Origin of the sequence: Sporolactobacillus sp. STSJ-5 (assembly GCF_024385605.1) — a bacterium.
In the GTDB taxonomy this organism is placed as follows: domain Bacteria; phylum Bacillota; class Bacilli; order Bacillales; family Sporolactobacillaceae; genus Sporolactobacillus.
On sequence record NZ_JANFOJ010000001.1, the window covers coordinates 194,464 to 211,786 of the forward strand.

Consider the following 17,323-nt stretch of genomic DNA (forward strand, 5'->3'; position numbering starts at 1 on the left):
TTATTGACTAAATATTCTGCTTATATGTGATTTAAAGTCATCATCCTGTCACAATTTTTCAAACATCCGTATCCTGATTTTTGAATTCTTGTTCCCAAAGGCGGATAATGATTGTACAAAATAGTGACAATTAATGAACATAAGCTTAAGGATGTGTTTCTGCTTGTTTTTGACCAACTATCGATTTCTCCAATGGAGTATTGCAATCAGTGTCGCCGTATTCGTTATTTGCTTTGCCATTATCGCTACGCTCGGCTTTACACCGCTGTATTATTTTGATGTCCGGCATTTAAATATTGCCGAACAAACCGGCATCGGCAATGCACGTATTGCTGAAAATTATAATTACACGATTTTATATTTGTTAAATCCGTTTTCACAGTCATTTGACCTTCCCTCACTTGCCTCTTCGACTGGCGGGCGCATTCATTTTCAGGATGTGAAAAGAATTTTTACGGCAATCGAAGTCCTGTTTGTTTTATCGGCAGTCATCAGTGCCATCGGTATCAGAAAGAATATAAGATATCGCGACTATTCTTTTTTAAAGCCGGCGGCTATCGTGCTCACTTTATTTACCATCATACCGCTGCTCATGTTCGCTATCGATTTTAATCGTACATTCATCATGTTCCATAAACTATTTTTTAGGAACAATTATTGGATTTTCGATCCAAGTACAGACCCGATCATTAACATCCTTCCGGAAACATTCTTTCTACACGCAGCCCTGCTTATTCTTGGTATTATCGCGATTTGCATTACGGCAATGGTTTTAATCAATCGAAGACTGGCAGTAAACAACTAAATCTTTGGATCTGATCGCTGTTTCAGCACGAAATCCCACTTCTCCATTTTCCATTGACACGGATCGGATACGTACTTATTCTTCGTCTCATGTCCCAGAGCGACAGCCGCTCATGTTTCAAATTCCTCAAAAAAGGAATAAGAATAAAGAGCACGACATCAAGGAGGCATTTTTTTATATGGATTTAGGCTTGGAAGATAAAGTAGTACTTGTTACCGGCGCCAACAATGGAATGGGACTTGCGATTTCAAAAGCTTTTCTAGATGAGGGAGCAAAGGTAGCGGGAGGGGACTTAAGTGGTGAACACTTAAAGGACCTTGAACCTGCAGATTCGATCTACCCCATAATTGCTGACCTAAGCACAAAGGAAGGCACTGAAAAACTTGTTCAGGAATGTGTTGATCATTTTGGCAAGATTGATATTCTGGTGAACAATGTTGGTATTGCGAACTATAAAAGCAGCTTTCTGGATTTGACTGATGACGATTGGAATCGAACGCTGCAGACAAACCTGTATGCGATGATTCGAACCTCACGAGCCGCGTTGCCGCACTTGAAAAAGCAGAGCCATTCGGCGATTATTTCAATCGGTTCTGAAAGCGGACATGTTCCGGATGAATTCGCTATCGACTACAGTGTCAGTAAAGCAGGTGTGATCAATCTGACAAGTGCTTTAGCTCATGAATTCGGCAATGACGGCATCCGTGTAAATTGTGTCTCACCCGGACCAACGCGAACAAACATGTGGGAGCAGCCTGGCGGGATGATTGATATGCTTGCCGAAAAATTTTCAATGGACGGCGAGGATGCAGTTAAGCATTTTGCTGCAAATGTTCGTCAAATACCGCGCGGCGAGATTGGAAAACCGGATGAAATTGCGCAGACAGTACTTTTTCTTGCATCAGAAAAAGCATCGTATGTTAATGGCGCTGAATTTGCCGTTAATGGCGGCTCAGTAAAATATCACTAACACACAAAAATCAATTAAAAGAAACGTTCTGAATCTTGTTGATGGATAAAGAAGAACCGGGAAACGAATCAATCATTCGATTCCCGGTTCTTTTCCGGAACATATTCGCATGATCAGCCAGACAAACCGTTTCGATATTTATAGGTCAACAGATCATTCAAAACCGCAATCTGCTCTAATATATTTTTACCGATGTTCGTCTCGCGTACCTTTTTTCTTCGCAGTTCACGATCCACAAGTCGGCGAACGGAGAGCACATCCGTTCCATTTTCCAGGACATCCTCCTTAGAATGAAACCGTTGATGCGCCACGAGCTGCATGCCATAAGAATTGTATAAGAGTGTATAGCCTGCAATGCCCGTTTTCGACTGATATGCCTTTGAAAATCCGCCGTCAATGACAATCATTTTGCCGTTCGCTTTAATCGGATTCTCTCCATTAATTTCTTCTACCGGCGTGTGTCCGTTAATGATGTGTCCTTCTTCAGCATCCAGATCAAATTCTGTGAGCATTCGGCGACATATTTCCTCTTTTTCACGAAGCTTGTAATATGGGTTTTTCTGTTCTGCATGAGTTTCCTTATCCTTAATAAAATAGCGTTCGAAGGTCGTCATATCCTTCTTTCCGAATAAAGATGAATTTTCTCCGGTCCATAGATACCAAACCATATCCGTCGCAAAGTCATCGGTTTCCGGACGGTGTGCACAGCTGTACCGCAGATAATATTCAAATACATCGAGAAGCTGCTTTCCCGAATAATCCTTGCCCTTAATGACCATATGCTTCATACTTCCGTCTTCATTAAGCGGCAGGCAGCCATGAATCAGCAAATTACCATTGTATTTTAAATAGAGACTGCCTTTCCCAATCAGAAAATTCATATGTCTCGCTAATTTTTCAGAATGGCGAATGGAAAACAACAGTTTCTCAATAACCTGTTCTTCCTCAGGCAGCAACTGCTCCGGATGATCAGAATTTACCGTCGCAAAACATGTATTCGACAGTTTGTACACCTTACCGTTAAGTCGAATGGTCTGATTGTCATAGTCAATTTTATCAAGGAGCAAGCGGTGCTCCATTTGGAATTCTGGTCGCCTTTTAATTATTGGCATTTCAAGTTTGAATTGAATCATTGAGATCGCTTGATGCATCTTCGTAATTTGCAACCGCTCACTCTCTGAAATTTGACAATCAGTGCCCATCTTCGGACGGAATGCAGGGTTATCATCGTAGTATTTTTCCGCAAGATTAAGAAGCGGAATGAGATTAATGCCATAGATATCTTCAATAATATCGAGATTGTTATAACGCGCGCAAATTCGGATGATATTGGCAAGACAAACCTTTGATCCCGCATAGGCGCCGATCCACAAGACGTCATGATTTCCCCATTGAATGTCTACAGAATGATAATTCATTAAAGTATCCATAATGCGCTCCGGATGCGGTCCACGATCATAAATATCACCAACGACATGGAGGTGATCAACAACCAGCCTCTGAATCGTGTAAGCAATCCCGATAATCAGTTTGCTCGCCTGACCCAATGCGATAATACGATTAATTATTTTTGAGTAGTACTCTTTTTTGTTGGCAAATTCATCTGTTTTATATAAAAGTTCTTCAATGATGTACACAAACTGCTCAGGCAAAGCCTTTCTCAGCTTGGAACGTGTATATTTTGATGAAGCAAAAGCTGCTAATTTGATCATTCGGCCGATTGTCGTTACATACCAGTGGTTCAATTGTTCAACAGTGAGTGATCTTTTTATCAATTGCAGCTTATCTTCAGGATAATACACGAGCACTGCGAATGAATTCACTTCTTCTGTAGAAAGTTCGTCCTTAAATAAATCGTGAATTTTCTGCTTCACATTTCCCGAACCATTTCGCAGAACATGCTGAAACGCGTAGTACTCCCCATGCAGATCACTGACAAAATGTTCTGTTCCCTTCGGCAAGTTCAAGATTGCTTCCAGGTTAATAATTTCTGTCGCCACTTTCTCTTCACAATCATACTTCTCAGCGAGTAAATCCAGATACTTTGTCTCCATCGATATCCCCTTAACCCTATGAATAATGAGTGATCGTTCACATTGCAATTGATGCTATTTTTTAGATTTCAGCCAGATTTCAACTTAAATAAATCCATTAAATCACAGTTTATAGTATAACATATTAGTTTGAATTCCGATCAATATGACATTTTATTCAATCATATATTACATACTATTAAACATTTCAAATAAATAACTCATTTTTGTCACTTCTTCCAGTTTTACTTCTAAAGAATACCAACCAATCATCAATTTCGGAATGCGCTTTCATTAAGATGATCAAGGTAAATTTGCCGCCGAACCATCGTGGATGATATTCAGTAAAAAGAGCATCCTAATTCAATGAAAAATGAAACACAATCATTTTGAAAAATTTTTTCACCCACCAAAAATACAAATGCTGTAACGAAGGAACTAATAGCGCCTTGACAAAGGAAAAATTTATTGAAACAATAAATATAAAGTTAATTATGTGAAAATTGTTTTCTTAATAGGGAGAATAAACGACAGCTTCTGCCAGTCGTATATTCAATTAATTAGTCCGCTCTTGTCATGAATTCAGCGTACTAAAAGAAGAATTGGGGGATTAACTTGTGAATGAAGATGGAACTAATCCGCATCGAAAATTTGAACTCGTAATTAAATCAATGGTTTCGCTTATTGGCGTCGCAATCCTTGCCGCCGGTGCAACATTATGCAAAATGGGTAATGTCGGCCTCGATCCGTTCACAGCGCTTAATATTGGGGTATCAAACAAATTACATATGAGTCTGGGCTTATATCAGCTGCTCACGAATATCGTTATCATCATCTTCGTACTCTTGCTTGACCGAAAGAAAATCGGTATTGGTACTGTTTTTAACATGGTTTTTGCCGGTTTTATGATTGATTGGTTTTCAACACTCTACGGAACACTCTTCCACTACCAGCCAACCCTTCTGACCGCAATTGTCAATGGACTGCTCGGGTTGCTTTTATTTACACTTGGAACATCACTTTATATGACTGCAGATCTTGGTGTTGCTCCCTATGATGCGTTGGCGCCGATCGCTTCAACTCGTTTGCATATTAAATATAAATACTGCCGAATTGTTCAGGACCTTGCATTCATGATTGCAGCTTTAATCATGGCTGGACCGATTGGTCTCGCAACCATCATCATTTCATTCTTCGCCGGTCCGCTGATTACGTTCTGGGACCACAAATTCAGCGAAAAATTGATTGATTCAGTTGCTGATTTCAGCAGGGAGCCGTCCAGCAAGAAAATTGGACATGGGTTCGATGTTGCCGGAAAATCCACCTATAACTTTGTTAAAGACAGCTATTTCCATACGGTGGAAATTCAAAAGAAGCTTTCGCACTACTCCGACCAGGAACTGGAACAGAAACAAAAACAAGTGCGACAAACCGTCAGTCAAGCGCGAAGCATTCTGAAGGATTCTGTTATTCAGTTAGGTCTTCTGAGAAAAGAACAGCATCGGCGAAAACAAGAGGAAAAAAGCAGTGAACATGAAAAGTAATTGACGACACGCATGTTTGCTCTAACGAATTATTTTTTTTCGTTTTTGATTAAGAAAGGAGTTTGCTTTTAATGAACGCACTCGTTTTAACGGAAAAAGAATGTCTGGAGCTTCAAAATCTTCCCGATGTTCCGCTCAAAAATCATGAAATCAAAGTTAAGGTAAGCTATGTCGGCATTTGCGGTACTGACAAGCACCTTTATAAAGGACTCCCAGGATCCGGGGATGCAAATATGCCGGTCGTGCTTGGCCATGAGATTTCCGGTGTGGTCGCTGATTTAGGTCCAGAGGTGCACAGCGCGCTGAAAATTGGCGACAGAGTTGCCATTGATCCGAATATTCCTTGCGGATTCTGTCACTATTGTCACGAAGGCCGTCCGCAGCTTTGTGAACATAATCAAGCAGTCGGCGTGACACGCCACGGTGGCATGGCCGAATTCGTGAATGTACCGGAAACGAATGTCTACCAAATTCCGGACAGTCTCAGCTTGAAGGCTGCAGCAATGGTTGAGCCGGTTAGTTGCGCTGTGCACGGACTCGATGAACTGGAGATTAAGTCTCATCAAACCGCACTGGTTATTGGCGACGGTTTTATTGGTCAGATTTTCACTGCGATGCTGGCAGCAAAAGGTTTGAAGAAAATTGCAGTCAGCGGCCGCAACCCCAAAAAAGTAGAATTGCTGAAACGGATCGGCGCCGACGAAGTTTTTAATCCGGAAAAAGTGGAGCACACTGAAACCTATGATGTTGTGATCGAATGTGTCGGTTTGCCGAAAACACAGGAGCAAGCGATTGCTTCAGCAAACCGAGGCGGTCAAGTCCTTATGTTTGGTGTTTCCGGACCCGACGATACCATCAACGTTAACTCCTATGACATCTTTTTTAAGGAATTGACCATTAAGGGTGCTTTTATCAATCCTCACGCCATGCAGGACGCGATTGAACTTATGGCAAGTGGGCAACTTGATGTTGAATCTCTGATTACCCATGACATGGAGCTTAAAGATATCCCGGATGTCCTAAGCGGCCGTATCCAGGAAAAAATCACTAAGGCTGTTGTGCAAATCAATAAATAATCGACAAGTGCGGATTCAGTCGTTTAAAAAAACGGATCAAAAAAAGCTGTCCATCGAATTGATGGGCAGCTTTTCCTACATTGTCACTTAATTATTGACCGCTTCTTTATCTTGATCCGTCACTCTCATTGATTGAGCAACCTTGATCATCATCGCGCATTCAATACGTTTGCGGAAAATGTCGCAGCTGAACTCGAAATTTCCGGTCAGTGATCCCGTCGCGTGAAGTGAGTTTGCCGGGCATCCGCCACTGCAATAGAGCTTCGCCCAACAGTCTTGGCATTCCGGTTTGGAATAGCAATTTGTTTCCTTAAATTCATCTTGAATTTCCGGAGTCTTCACGCCGTCCCAGATGTTGCCCATACTGTAGGCTTCATCGCCGACAAATTGATGGCAAGGGAACAATTCGCCCCATGGCGTGACTGCCATGTATTCCGTACCTGAACCGCAACCTGAAATACGCTTATGGATACATGGCCCTTCTGACAGATCAAGCATGTAATGGTAGAATATGAAGCCTCTGCCCTCTTCTTCGCGTTTAAGCATTTCTTTTGCGAGAAGTTCATATTGATCATAGATGACTGGGAGATCCTCTTCTTTAAGCGCATAGGGTTCTTTCGGATCACAAATCACCGGTTCCATCGACAGACGATCAAACCCAAGATCCGCCATATGGAAAAGATCATTAGTGAAATCAATGTTATTATGTGTAAACGTTCCACGCACATAATATTCCTTATCCCCGCGTTTCTTGACGAAATTCTGGAATTTAGGAACGATATAATCATAGCTTCCTTTTCCAGTGATCGTTTTGCGCAGCCGGTCATGTACTTCTTTGCGTCCGTCAAGGCTGAGAACGACATTGTGCATTTCCTTATTCAGAAAGTCAATGACTTCATCTTTGAGCAGCAAGCCGTTCGTAGTCAGCGTGAAACGGAAATGCTTGTTGCATTCCTCTTCTTTACTGCGCGCGTATGCGACAATCTGTTTCACAACTTTCCAGTTCATCAGGGGTTCGCCGCCGAAGAAATCCACGTCCAGATTGCGGTGAAAGCCGCAATTCTCAAGCAGAAAATCAATCGCCCGTTTACCGACTTCATAACTCATGATTGCCCGTGCACCATGATACTTTCCCTGGCTTGCGAAGCAATATTCACAAGTCAGATTGCAGGTGTGTGCAACGTTTAAGCACAACGCTTTGACATAGGTTTTTCTCTTCTTTAAATTAAAGGACAGATCCTTAAACTCATCTTCAGAGTATAGCTGACCATCTTTTTTGAGCTTCGCAACATCACTGATTGTTTCGCGAATGCTATCTTCCGTTACATCATCATGATCTGCATACTTATTCAGCATCCGAGCAACTATGGTTTCAGGTTTCGTATCCTCATAAAGTGCAATCACATCGTAAGCCAGATCATCGACAACATGCACCGATCCACTGTATGTGTCAAGGACAATATTGTATCCATTTAATTTATATTGATGAATCATGCAATCAGACTCCTTCTTGCAAAAAATTGCCGCCCATCTGCATAGAGCAGTTGGGCGGTACACAGTTTTCTTACTTATCGATTAGACGGTTCAGCACATTGCTGATTTGCAACACCGCAAGATGTTTTACATGCGGATTGGCAAGAAGTTTGGCATTCGCCGTGTCCGCCATGATTTGCTGATTCTCTCAGATTCATCGTGTTCAACGTTACGATTCTTTTCATCATAAATGACCCCTTTTCGTTGTCTTTTAAATAACCCGGATCCATGAGTTTCTGCTTGCATCATTACCCGATCTAGTCGCCACAGCACGGTTTCCACATCATCAACGTTCACAATCAAAAGTCAGTGAAAACCTACTTTTTTCAGTATACAAAAAGAAAATTAACTTTACTGTGATGTTTGACATTGAAAAGGAAGAAAGATGAAAAAAATAATGATTATTTTATACATTCCATAGGTTTCCGACGCTCAATCTGTTCACAGACTTCATTGACATGAATTAAGTCCCGCTCTACCCGATCCAACCGATCATGTGCATCCTTCAGCAATTCGATAAATGAACGATACTCCTGACTCATGAGTTAACCGCTCCTCTGCCATAATATTTTTCCCGTATTGAGAACTAGTCTTTTTTCCTTATTCGATAATCCAATCGTAACATTCATGCGTCCAAAGGACCTATTATGTCCATTATATTCACTTTATTAGGATAAAAGGCCTATAATTATTTACCGTTAAATAATAGTTATTATTAATAATCCGGAATCAATGACAGTTAATGGGAGTACGTTGGGAAAAGCCTCGAAAAAAACAAAATTTTAACGATTTATTTATACAATAAATGGAATAAAAGAACTATTGATATTGATAAATTGTACCGATCACTTTAAAATAAACACAATGGCATGGTTCTCAATACATCTTTAATGAATCTATGATGACAGCCCTGAGTTTCCACAGACCATACTGTATACGCAATGTATAGGTACTACAATCTAATCTTTTAATCTGAGCTATCCTATTTTTATTCCTAACGAAAAATACAATGTACTATATTCCGTGTAAGGTTTTGTCGTTTTTGAATGAGAATATAGTTTATTAAGTTCAACATAGAATAAACCCACCATGAACAACTACATTTCTAAGGCACATATCGAGACAAGTGAATCAATACCTCAAGTGCCGTTTTAATTCCAAAAGTACCCTTTATGCACAAATTGGCAAGACATACGTTTACACCTTAAATTGGACTGTATATTTCATGTCATAGGCTGATTTCTTTCTATTAGGGAATGACCAATTTAAATCAAACAGGAGGAGTTTAATGTGAAAAAAGGAATGATATGTTCACTATTAGCTGCTGTTATGCTGATTGCGGGTTTTTTAAGTGCGTGTTCAGATGGAGGTTCTACCAGTTCAAACATCTCAAAAGATTTATCATCCACTTCGACATCGACAGGTGCTTCACACTCACAAAAAAGCTCTGATCGGTCATCAATTACAAAAACAGAATTCAATAAAATTAAAGATGGGATGACTTATAAAGAGGTTGCCACCATTGTAGGCAGCAATGGTGAAGTCATGAGTGAAGCTGGAGAAAAAGGTGATCCTGCACATACAGTCATTTACTCATGGAACGGAGATAAAGGATGGGGTGCCAATGCCAATGTAACTTTTCAAAACAATAAAGTAATAAACAAAGCGCAATTTGGTGTCGATTCCGGATCCAGTGCAAAAATAACAATGAAAAAATTTGATCAAGTAAAAAATGGTATGACATACGATCAAATTAAATCAATTATTGGTGGGGACGGGGCAAAAGATTCTGAAAGTGGTACAGAGGGATCTGCTGATTATACGGTTATTTACAGCTTTCAAGGATCTAATTTAGGAAGCAATGCCACATTCATGTTTCAAGGTGGAAAACTAATTAATAAGGCGCAAGCAGGATTAAAGTAAGATGTTTACTCATTTTTGAGTTTACATATAAAAAAGTTACTGGGGGAATTTATTATGGCAATAAAAAGCACTACCGGACGTGTACCGGAGATGGTCTTGGGGATTATCGGGGGTGTATTTGGAATTATCGCTGGTATATTAGCCATGTCTATAGGTTCATTAGCAGGAGCATTTGGACAAGGTGGATCCGATGTTATTGGATTGGGTCTTGGATGTATGTTTGTTTCCGTTCTTGCAATTATATTTTCATGTATCATCAACAAAAATCGCATCCTATTTGGTGTGCTTATTTTGGTTTGTGGAATTTTGAATATCATATTCGTCAGCATGTTTGGCATTCTGAGCGGCCTATTGATTATTATCGCCGGCATACTTGCCCTAGTTAGAAAATAATTTGTTGAAAAGCCGCTTCAGCGGCTTTTCTTTTACACATTATCAGCAGGCGAGCGTTTGGGATAAGCAGGATAAGATTATTTGAGATAATATTAAGCTATTGAGAGGTCTTTTTGTCAGCACACAAAGTGAATTTGAGTCTGAATGTCTGCATTATAAAATTAAAAATATACAAAAAAAGCCTTAACTATCAAGACTTTTCGGTATGTCCCAGAAGGGATTCGAACCCATGACCCACGGCTTAGAAGGCCGTTGCTCTATCCAGCTGAGCTACTGGGACAAAATTAAGTTTTTTTAATGACGACCTATATTATTTTAGAGAATATGACAGGATCTGTCAATGGCTGATGAAAAATAATTAAAACTCGACTTTTCTACTGTTTATCAGTTTACCATTTTTTGAATCACCTGCAAAAAAGTAAAAGTTAAAGGAGCGTTTTAGAGTGAAACGGAATGCTGAGTTTATTCTATCTTTAATTGGTTCAATACTGTCAACCATTGTTTGGCTCTTTCTGTGCATTGTTATTATCGCAACAGCAGCGGCTTATACCGGCTCAGCAGATGATGATGCGTCAATTACCATTTTTTTAATAGGCAATATCATTAGCTTACCTATAATTGTTTTTGCCTGGTTATCTACATTTAAAGTAAGAGAGGCCTCATCCGGGTGGAGCATTTATTTAATAGTCGGCGGTTCAATTTTTATCTTCTCTCCATTCTTTGTTTCTGGTGTTTTATTTCTCATCGCCGGTATTTTGTCCGTCACACATAAGACACCTACAACTCATTCAATTTCCGAATAACGATTTGTCCGTTTGTGTCCAAAATAATTCACTTTTTCTTTTTCTGATTTTTTCATCAATATGGGTTGACTCTCTTCCTGTTGGTATTATAATGGGCATTACAAAAAAGATAAAGATACAAACAAAACAGAAAAGAAGGCGTTTAGGATGTTGTTTACGAAAGATGATTTATCAGAAAAGCTGTACAATGCATTGAGCAAAAATCAACCGCTTGCGTGGAAGGATGTCGATCATTCCGATTTGACGCTTGAGCGCGCCTATGACGTGCAGCACGCATTTAACGAAAAAAAAGGTGAGCCGGTCAAGGGGTACAAAATCAGCTTGACAAGCAAACAGACACAAGATATGTTCCATTCGGACTCTCCGCTCTATGGACAAATCGTTGCCTCCAGCGTCTTGAAGGATGGTGCAGAGGTTGATCTTAGTACATTGAATGAACCGTTGCTCGAACTTGAATTGGAATTCACCGCTCTGGACGATTTGTCTCCTGAAGATGATGAGCAAGCCTTGCTCGATAAAACCGAAGTTGCGCCTGGTATCGAAGTCCCCGATTCACGCTTCAAAGATTGGTTTCCTGTATTGCCTCTCGAACTCGTTATCTCAGACAGCGCCGTTTGCGGTCGGGTTGTTGTTGGCAAAGCTGCATCGAAACCGTCCGTTGAAGCATTGGCAGATGTAAAATCGACAGTTACCTTGAACGGAAAACCATTGACGTCAGGCGTTTCCTCAGAAGTGCTGGGTAATCCGCTGCACGCTTTGAAATGGCTGGTGCAGAAATTAGATCAAGAAAGTAAGAAGATAACTAAAGGCACGACCGTTTCAACCGGCACCTTCTGTTTGCCGAAGAAATTGGAAAAAGGAACTTATGTTGCGACGTTCGACCATAACCTTGGCAGCGTCACACTACATGTAAAATAAGTTGATATATTGTTAAAAAACGGTCGGATCCTGTGCTTAGGACTCGGCCGTTTTATTTTTTTGATGCGCAGTACTATATGAACCGCACATTATCTCTATTTTCGTCCTTTTGAATTTTGAAAGTTATGTTAAAACATTTGCTCTGTTCGGTTGAACTTTTTATTCGTTAGGTAGAACTTCTTTTCTTCGGTTCAACTTTCGCTCTCTTAGGTTGAACTTTCCATCCCATCCGTTAGGTGGAACTTTAGTCGTACTTTTTCTGAATCATTCCTTCGTTTTAGTCATTAGATAGATCCGGTGTATGATAATCATCATTTTTATTAAGGTGCAGTTCAAAATTTGCGAGCACCTTTTTCGCATGCAAACTGGACAGGTTGAACGCTTGCCATGAACGATCCTCGTTCAATTCCTTTTTGCGTTCGTATAAATAGTTTTCTGTCTTAGCACGCACCGCCTCATCCTTTGCCTGAAGCAATTCGGTAAACTGAGGAAGAGCACTGTCAGAAAGTGAAGATAAGTAACCCACATCAATTTTTCCTGTCTGCTCATAGCGTTCTATGTTCCATTTAGTGATCAGCACGTCACTATTGATGTAGTTGATCGATACGAAAGCGGCAATCGCAGTAAGCAAATAGTATTTAAATAGCTTGACGCGCGTATTCCAGATTCTGTACAGCGTAAAAATGAACAGGATAAAGAGTACTATCATAAACGCATGAGTCAGTACGCGAAGATAAGTAAATCCATACATCTGCTCATATAAATACATGCGGATAAACGCAGAGCCGAGCATAATCAACGTACAGCCGACAAGCAATGATTCAAGAACCTGAAGCGTTCGATCCATGATTTTGCCACTTTTTTTCGTCCAATAAACGAGCGCGAGCAAGATGCTGAAATTGATCAATGTTACAAGGACAAGCTCAAAGAATCCGCGGCGCGCGTATTCCGCATAGGTAAATAGTTTGGGGAGTTCAAGCGAAAAGCCGCCGAACAGATATGAAAATTGAATCAACGTGAAAAATACATAGATTGCGTTAATAATGCTCAAGATTGTGGCAGCAATAACTTGGTCAAAACTATTTGTTAAACTTACATAGTCCTCGGGTTGCCGGAACGTGGTTAACGGCCTTTGTTTCGTGATTAAGCTCCAAATATAGCTGAATGAACACAATGCGATCACTGTCGCAAAAATAAATCGAGGCATAAATTGATCAAGATTAATCGCTGCGAATACCTCTGGAATCGACCCTAGAAAATAGCTGAATACCTCATCTGCAGAAGCAAGCAGAGTAACAACGATAACAACGAGCGGAACCGCAATCAGCACCCCGATAAATACTTTGGTCAACGGACTGCTTTTCCTAGCGGACAATCCTCTGTTCAAACGTCTCGCAACCAAGCGGAACGGCAGAAAAAGAAAAGCAAACGGCCGATAAAAGAATCCAAGAAATACATCGCCGATGAACTTAGCAGAGTCCCAAGCGAATTTGGAGCGTCCTGCGGCGAGAGTGGTTTGCATTACAATCAATACCGATATCGCCAACATATTTAATGCATTGAAAACCATATTTGAGAAAATCAAGTAAGTTAGTGACAGTAGAATAATCGGTATCATTAAGAACCAGGCGAAATCCCTGCGTACCGTCACAAGGTTGCGCGTATTCCATAGAAATACGCTGTAAAATGCAAAAACGAATAATGGAATTGAAATACCGGGAAGCTGTTCAAAGAAGAACCAGTTGGCCAAAATGCCTAGCAGCACAGTACAAAGTAAAAGTCTGCTGCTCCTATTATGTAGCATGGGACGATCACTTCGTTCATATAGTCTATTTGCTGTTGAAAAGTCTTCCATTACCTGACACCTCTTTTAATTAGTAATCAAAGCTGTTACGCGCGATACGTCTTTTTTTACGTTTCGTCCGCTTCATAAGCCAGCAGCTCGCCGGGCTGACAGTCGAGCGCTTTGCAGATCGCCTCAAGCGTGGAAAAACGGATCGCCTTTGCTTTATTGTTTTTCAAAATAGATAGATTTGCAGGTGTGATCTGTACCTTTGCTGCAAGTTCGGTCGCGCTCATTTTTTTCTTTGCCATAACGACATCAAGATTTACAACTATAGCCATCCTTCGCACCTCTATACTGTTAAATCATTTTCTTCTTTGACAACCACGGCCTGCCTGAAAACCTCTGCAAGGATGATGGAGAAGAATCCCGCGATAATAAAAATCATTGCAATGATAATTGTGAAAAAAGAATTGAAGCACACAACCTTAACCACATAGCAGAATGAAATAATAAAAGAAGCCATCGCGATTCGTCTCAGGCTGTGTACATTATCCATCATGAACGGATTGTGTCTGTTTAATGTCTTAAAAATCCGTCCGACTTCATACACAATCTGCAGAGCAAAAATACCCGTGACATAAAGAAAAATAAGTAAAAACCAATAATTGCGGTTCGTCTCATAGTTCAATTGATTCATATACCAATTGACCGACCATGGAAGACTTAAGAGTATGCCGATCCCTCCAAGAAAAATCAGATCAAGCATGTGCTTGACATAACCCGAAAGCCCTTTTTCATCAAGAATAACCATTCTCATTCACCTCTCATCTGATTCCCAAAATGATTATAGCATAAAAATTATTGAATAACAGCACTTATTTATTGTTTTTCGATAATTATTTTTCGTTTAAAGATAACCAACACAACTTAGGCAAAAAAAAACGGTGCAGCTAAAGTTCGCACCGATCGAAATTCATGATTATTTTATTGTAATGAGAACATAAATAGTGGCATCAAATGAGGTATTAGCTGATGCTCCCTCAATTGTGAGATTTTGAAAAACCACCTTTATTTTTGCCTTATCGTTCTCTTTTTCAAAAGACATCTGATCAACAGCTATCGTATCTGTTCCCTCAATTTTTTTACTTTTTTCTACGTGATTAATCATTGGGGCAAGCGGTACGGATAGAATAACTCGTTCTTTCGAATCAGTAATTTGAATGGCACCGTATTTCGCATTAGGATCAAAGGACACCTGATAGGTCGATCCGCCTTCCGACATCCTGCTTATCGAAAAGTCGCTCTTTCTCCCCGATTTACTGATTGAAAGACTCGCTAAATGATCATAACCGGTAATACCCACTGCATGATTCGTGCCGATGTCATAGCTTTGGTAATCGCTCTTAGCATAGGGCGAGAATCCAAAGGTTTTTTCAAAATCAGTTGAGAAGTCGAAGTTCTTCGGTAAATAGGACAAGCGTTGGAGTGCGCCAATCTGATCAAGATAGTTGATCGAACGAGCAATGGCTTCCTGATCCTTTCGATCTATATTTGGATTCGAATGAATTTGTTGATTCCGAATCATTTGATTGTGCTCAAGAACCGTGTAAAGTTGAGAAGTCTGACTGATCCGGCTGACCGTAAACGCGTCAATTGGCGGCGTCACTGCGATTACGGAGCAAACAATCGCGAGAACGGCGATATATCCCTTATTTTTCAGCGATGAGATACTTAAAAGGACGCCGCTTACTGCCGCATAAAGACAGAAAAGCAAGACAAGGTAACGCGTATGCGTCATTCCTTGATTTAAAACAATGATCAAAGTCGACACAAACTGGAAAAGGGCTACAGGAATCAGTAGTTTAGGGGCCAAGTTGCGAAAAAGCACTGTAAACCGATTCAGTAAGCTATTCGATAAAATATAGATCATCAGCACCGCGATACAGTAAGACAAGATGAGCGGTTCGAGCAAATTTTCATTCCAATCGCTGAGCACCATGGTTTTAATCATATAGATGAGCAGTACAAGACTGTATATTGCCGCTACTGGGATCATGACATAAGAAATCAGCACATCAAGGAATTTGGGAACTTTTGCTACACGTTCGATTTCCGCTGAGTTCTCACGAAATACGGGAATCAGAGATAGAAAGAGTGTCGGTGCCCCCACCGTCCACAGAATGACCCCCGTATATGAATACGGTCGTGATCCGATTTGAACGAGCAGCGTATCCACGGCAACAAGAATCAGCAAGATGCCGCCATAAAGGATTGTGGAGAAAAAGAGTGAAATAAATACGGATTTAAATAAAATCATAAAGTTTGCATAGTAAGAACTGCCTCCTCTAAGTGAGGGAAGCCAAGCAAAAGCAATAAAAAGTCCAAAAACAACGATACTCGTTCGCGTCATCACGATTGTGCTGAAAGCCGGATCATGGCGAATCAAAAGAAAATTAAGAAAAGTGAGCAACGCTGCTCCTGCCATTGGCAATATGCATGTCCGCCATGAATGCGCATATCGCTCGACAGATACTTGAGCTGCACTAAATGCAAGCGCAGCAAAAATCAACGTAACAATCACGCTACCATATTCATGACCGGACTCAATGGTCATGCACTGCATCACTGCAAGAACAATAAGCAGCAGAAAGGTTATCGGAAATCTTACAATCGTTGCATTCAAACCTGTCAGTCGCCTTGTCATCGCAACGAGCATTTTCATAATGATCACCCCTGTGGGCTATTCTGTGTTCCAACGTTCTATTTACGAAAACAAACGCTGAGCAGCTTCATTTAAACACGATTATCTGCAAAGATAAGCAAGGTTTGATCGAAAAAATGGACACCTTCCGGCTTGCATTGGACAAAATAAAGGGTGTAAACTATATATATGAAAGCGCTAACATCTTAACTTAGGGAGCGTGACAGAGATATGATGATACTAGGTGTGTTTGGAACGGTTTGCGTTATTATTCCGGTCGTTGGTGCTGTAATTTGGGATCGCTATCATACCCGTGTTCAATAAAAATGGGTTATCCCAAACCAGATAGAGATTTTCCCCAATAAAAACGAATCGCTCATGCCTGCTTCCTGCAGACATGAGCTTTTATTTATTCGAGCAAATGTGTTGTTTATTGGTTCAATTAATTGTGATAAACCCTAACCTTAATCTTCTTTCTTCCCCACTTAATCGCTTGTTTTCTTGTTTTATAGTGAACATCGATGACTTTTCCTTTAATTCGTCCGCCTACATCTCTTGCGATCGCATATCCATAGCCTGGTACATATACTTTTGATCCAAGCGGAATGACGCGAGGATCAACGGCAATTGCTTTTGCCGTCGGATATTTTTTATAATTAAAACCTGTTGCGGTTCGTCCAAGCTCACAGTATGAAGTCGCGCTGACCGTAATATTTTTATATTTTGATTTTGCTGTCGCAGCATTCTCCGGAATTCCGGCCAACAGAACAGCGATCATGGCGATTAACAAAATGATTTTTTTCATGTTCAACATCCTTTGTTTTCCGTCTGACTATAA

The 17,323-nt window shown here is 40.5% G+C and carries 17 protein-coding genes and 1 tRNA gene; 8 read left to right on the top strand and 10 right to left on the bottom strand.

From position 1 onward, the window contains the following. Positions 1-163: 163 nt before the first annotated feature. Both NOM01_RS01040 and NOM01_RS01045 read left to right on the top strand, forming a co-directional pair. A complete protein-coding gene (locus NOM01_RS01040) occupies positions 164-805 on the top strand; it encodes a TIGR01906 family membrane protein (protein ID WP_255745619.1) in 642 nt (213 codons plus the stop codon). A gap of 178 nt (positions 806-983) precedes the next feature. Further along, a complete protein-coding gene (locus NOM01_RS01045) occupies positions 984-1,775 on the top strand; it encodes an SDR family NAD(P)-dependent oxidoreductase (protein ID WP_255745620.1) in 792 nt (263 codons plus the stop codon). A gap of 113 nt (positions 1,776-1,888) precedes the next feature. Here NOM01_RS01045 and NOM01_RS01050 read toward each other — a convergent pair whose 3' ends face one another. Beyond that, positions 1,889-3,829, bottom strand: a complete 1,941-nt coding sequence (locus tag NOM01_RS01050; protein ID WP_255745621.1) for a fructose-1,6-bisphosphatase — start codon at positions 3,827-3,829, stop codon at positions 1,889-1,891. Positions 3,830-4,425: 596 nt separating this feature from the next. Here NOM01_RS01050 and NOM01_RS01055 point away from each other — a divergent pair. Together NOM01_RS01055 and NOM01_RS01060 are read left to right on the top strand one after the other, a co-directional pair. Further along, the gene (locus tag NOM01_RS01055; protein WP_255745623.1) at positions 4,426-5,352 is read left to right on the top strand and encodes a YczE/YyaS/YitT family protein; all 927 of its coding nucleotides are present in this window, start codon (positions 4,426-4,428) and stop codon (positions 5,350-5,352) included. Between the two features lie 71 nt (positions 5,353-5,423). Further along, complete coding sequence (locus tag NOM01_RS01060) at positions 5,424-6,428, top strand: zinc-dependent alcohol dehydrogenase family protein (RefSeq protein ID WP_255745625.1); 1,005 nt, start codon at positions 5,424-5,426, stop codon at positions 6,426-6,428. A gap of 87 nt (positions 6,429-6,515) precedes the next feature. On the opposite strand, the gene scfB is transcribed toward NOM01_RS01060, so the two are convergent. The 3 genes from scfB to NOM01_RS01075 form a co-directional block, all read right to left on the bottom strand. Further along, complete coding sequence (scfB, locus tag NOM01_RS01065; protein ID WP_255745626.1) at positions 6,516-7,922, bottom strand: thioether cross-link-forming SCIFF peptide maturase; 1,407 nt, start codon at positions 7,920-7,922, stop codon at positions 6,516-6,518. A 74-nt stretch (positions 7,923-7,996) separates the two neighbouring features. Next, the gene (gene scfA, locus NOM01_RS01070; RefSeq protein ID WP_255745628.1) at positions 7,997-8,146 is read right to left on the bottom strand and encodes a six-cysteine ranthipeptide SCIFF; all 150 of its coding nucleotides are present in this window, start codon (positions 8,144-8,146) and stop codon (positions 7,997-7,999) included. 216 nt (positions 8,147-8,362) lie between these two features. Then, the gene (locus NOM01_RS01075; protein WP_255745630.1) at positions 8,363-8,503 is read right to left on the bottom strand and encodes a hypothetical protein; all 141 of its coding nucleotides are present in this window, start codon (positions 8,501-8,503) and stop codon (positions 8,363-8,365) included. Between the two features lie 748 nt (positions 8,504-9,251). On the opposite strand from NOM01_RS01075, the gene NOM01_RS01080 reads away from it, so the two are divergent. Next, a complete protein-coding gene (locus NOM01_RS01080; RefSeq protein WP_255745632.1) occupies positions 9,252-9,884 on the top strand; it encodes a DUF3862 domain-containing protein in 633 nt (210 codons plus the stop codon). 54 nt (positions 9,885-9,938) lie between these two features. Then, positions 9,939-10,277: a DUF4064 domain-containing protein gene (locus tag NOM01_RS01085; protein WP_255745634.1), complete on the top strand. Its 339-nt coding sequence runs from the start codon at positions 9,939-9,941 to the stop codon at positions 10,275-10,277. Between the two features lie 206 nt (positions 10,278-10,483). Here NOM01_RS01085 and NOM01_RS01090 read toward each other — a convergent pair. Then, positions 10,484-10,557: transfer RNA gene (locus NOM01_RS01090), tRNA-Arg, on the bottom strand. A gap of 163 nt (positions 10,558-10,720) precedes the next feature. On the opposite strand from NOM01_RS01090, the gene NOM01_RS01095 reads away from it, so the two are divergent. Together NOM01_RS01095 and NOM01_RS01100 are read left to right on the top strand one after the other, a co-directional pair. Next, the gene (locus NOM01_RS01095) at positions 10,721-11,080 is read left to right on the top strand and encodes a hypothetical protein (RefSeq protein ID WP_255745637.1); all 360 of its coding nucleotides are present in this window, start codon (positions 10,721-10,723) and stop codon (positions 11,078-11,080) included. Between the two features lie 147 nt (positions 11,081-11,227). Then, on the top strand, positions 11,228-11,998 hold the full coding sequence (locus tag NOM01_RS01100; protein WP_255745639.1) for a 2-keto-4-pentenoate hydratase: 771 nt from the start codon (positions 11,228-11,230) through the stop codon (positions 11,996-11,998). Between the two features lie 277 nt (positions 11,999-12,275). On the opposite strand, the gene NOM01_RS01105 is transcribed toward NOM01_RS01100, so the two are convergent. From NOM01_RS01105 to NOM01_RS01125, 5 genes are all read right to left on the bottom strand, one after another. Then, on the bottom strand, positions 12,276-13,853 hold the full coding sequence (locus NOM01_RS01105; protein ID WP_255745641.1) for a DUF4153 domain-containing protein: 1,578 nt from the start codon (positions 13,851-13,853) through the stop codon (positions 12,276-12,278). Between the two features lie 56 nt (positions 13,854-13,909). Continuing rightward, positions 13,910-14,122: a helix-turn-helix domain-containing protein gene (locus NOM01_RS01110; protein WP_255745642.1), complete on the bottom strand. Its 213-nt coding sequence runs from the start codon at positions 14,120-14,122 to the stop codon at positions 13,910-13,912. A gap of 11 nt (positions 14,123-14,133) precedes the next feature. Beyond that, positions 14,134-14,595: a DUF2975 domain-containing protein gene (locus NOM01_RS01115; protein WP_255745643.1), complete on the bottom strand. Its 462-nt coding sequence runs from the start codon at positions 14,593-14,595 to the stop codon at positions 14,134-14,136. A gap of 168 nt (positions 14,596-14,763) precedes the next feature. After that, entirely contained in the window at positions 14,764-16,506 is a 1,743-nt protein-coding gene (locus NOM01_RS01120) for a DUF4153 domain-containing protein (RefSeq protein ID WP_255745644.1), read from the bottom strand. A gap of 421 nt (positions 16,507-16,927) precedes the next feature. Continuing rightward, complete coding sequence (locus NOM01_RS01125) at positions 16,928-17,290, bottom strand: 3D domain-containing protein (protein ID WP_255745646.1); 363 nt, start codon at positions 17,288-17,290, stop codon at positions 16,928-16,930. Positions 17,291-17,323: the final 33 nt, after the last annotated feature.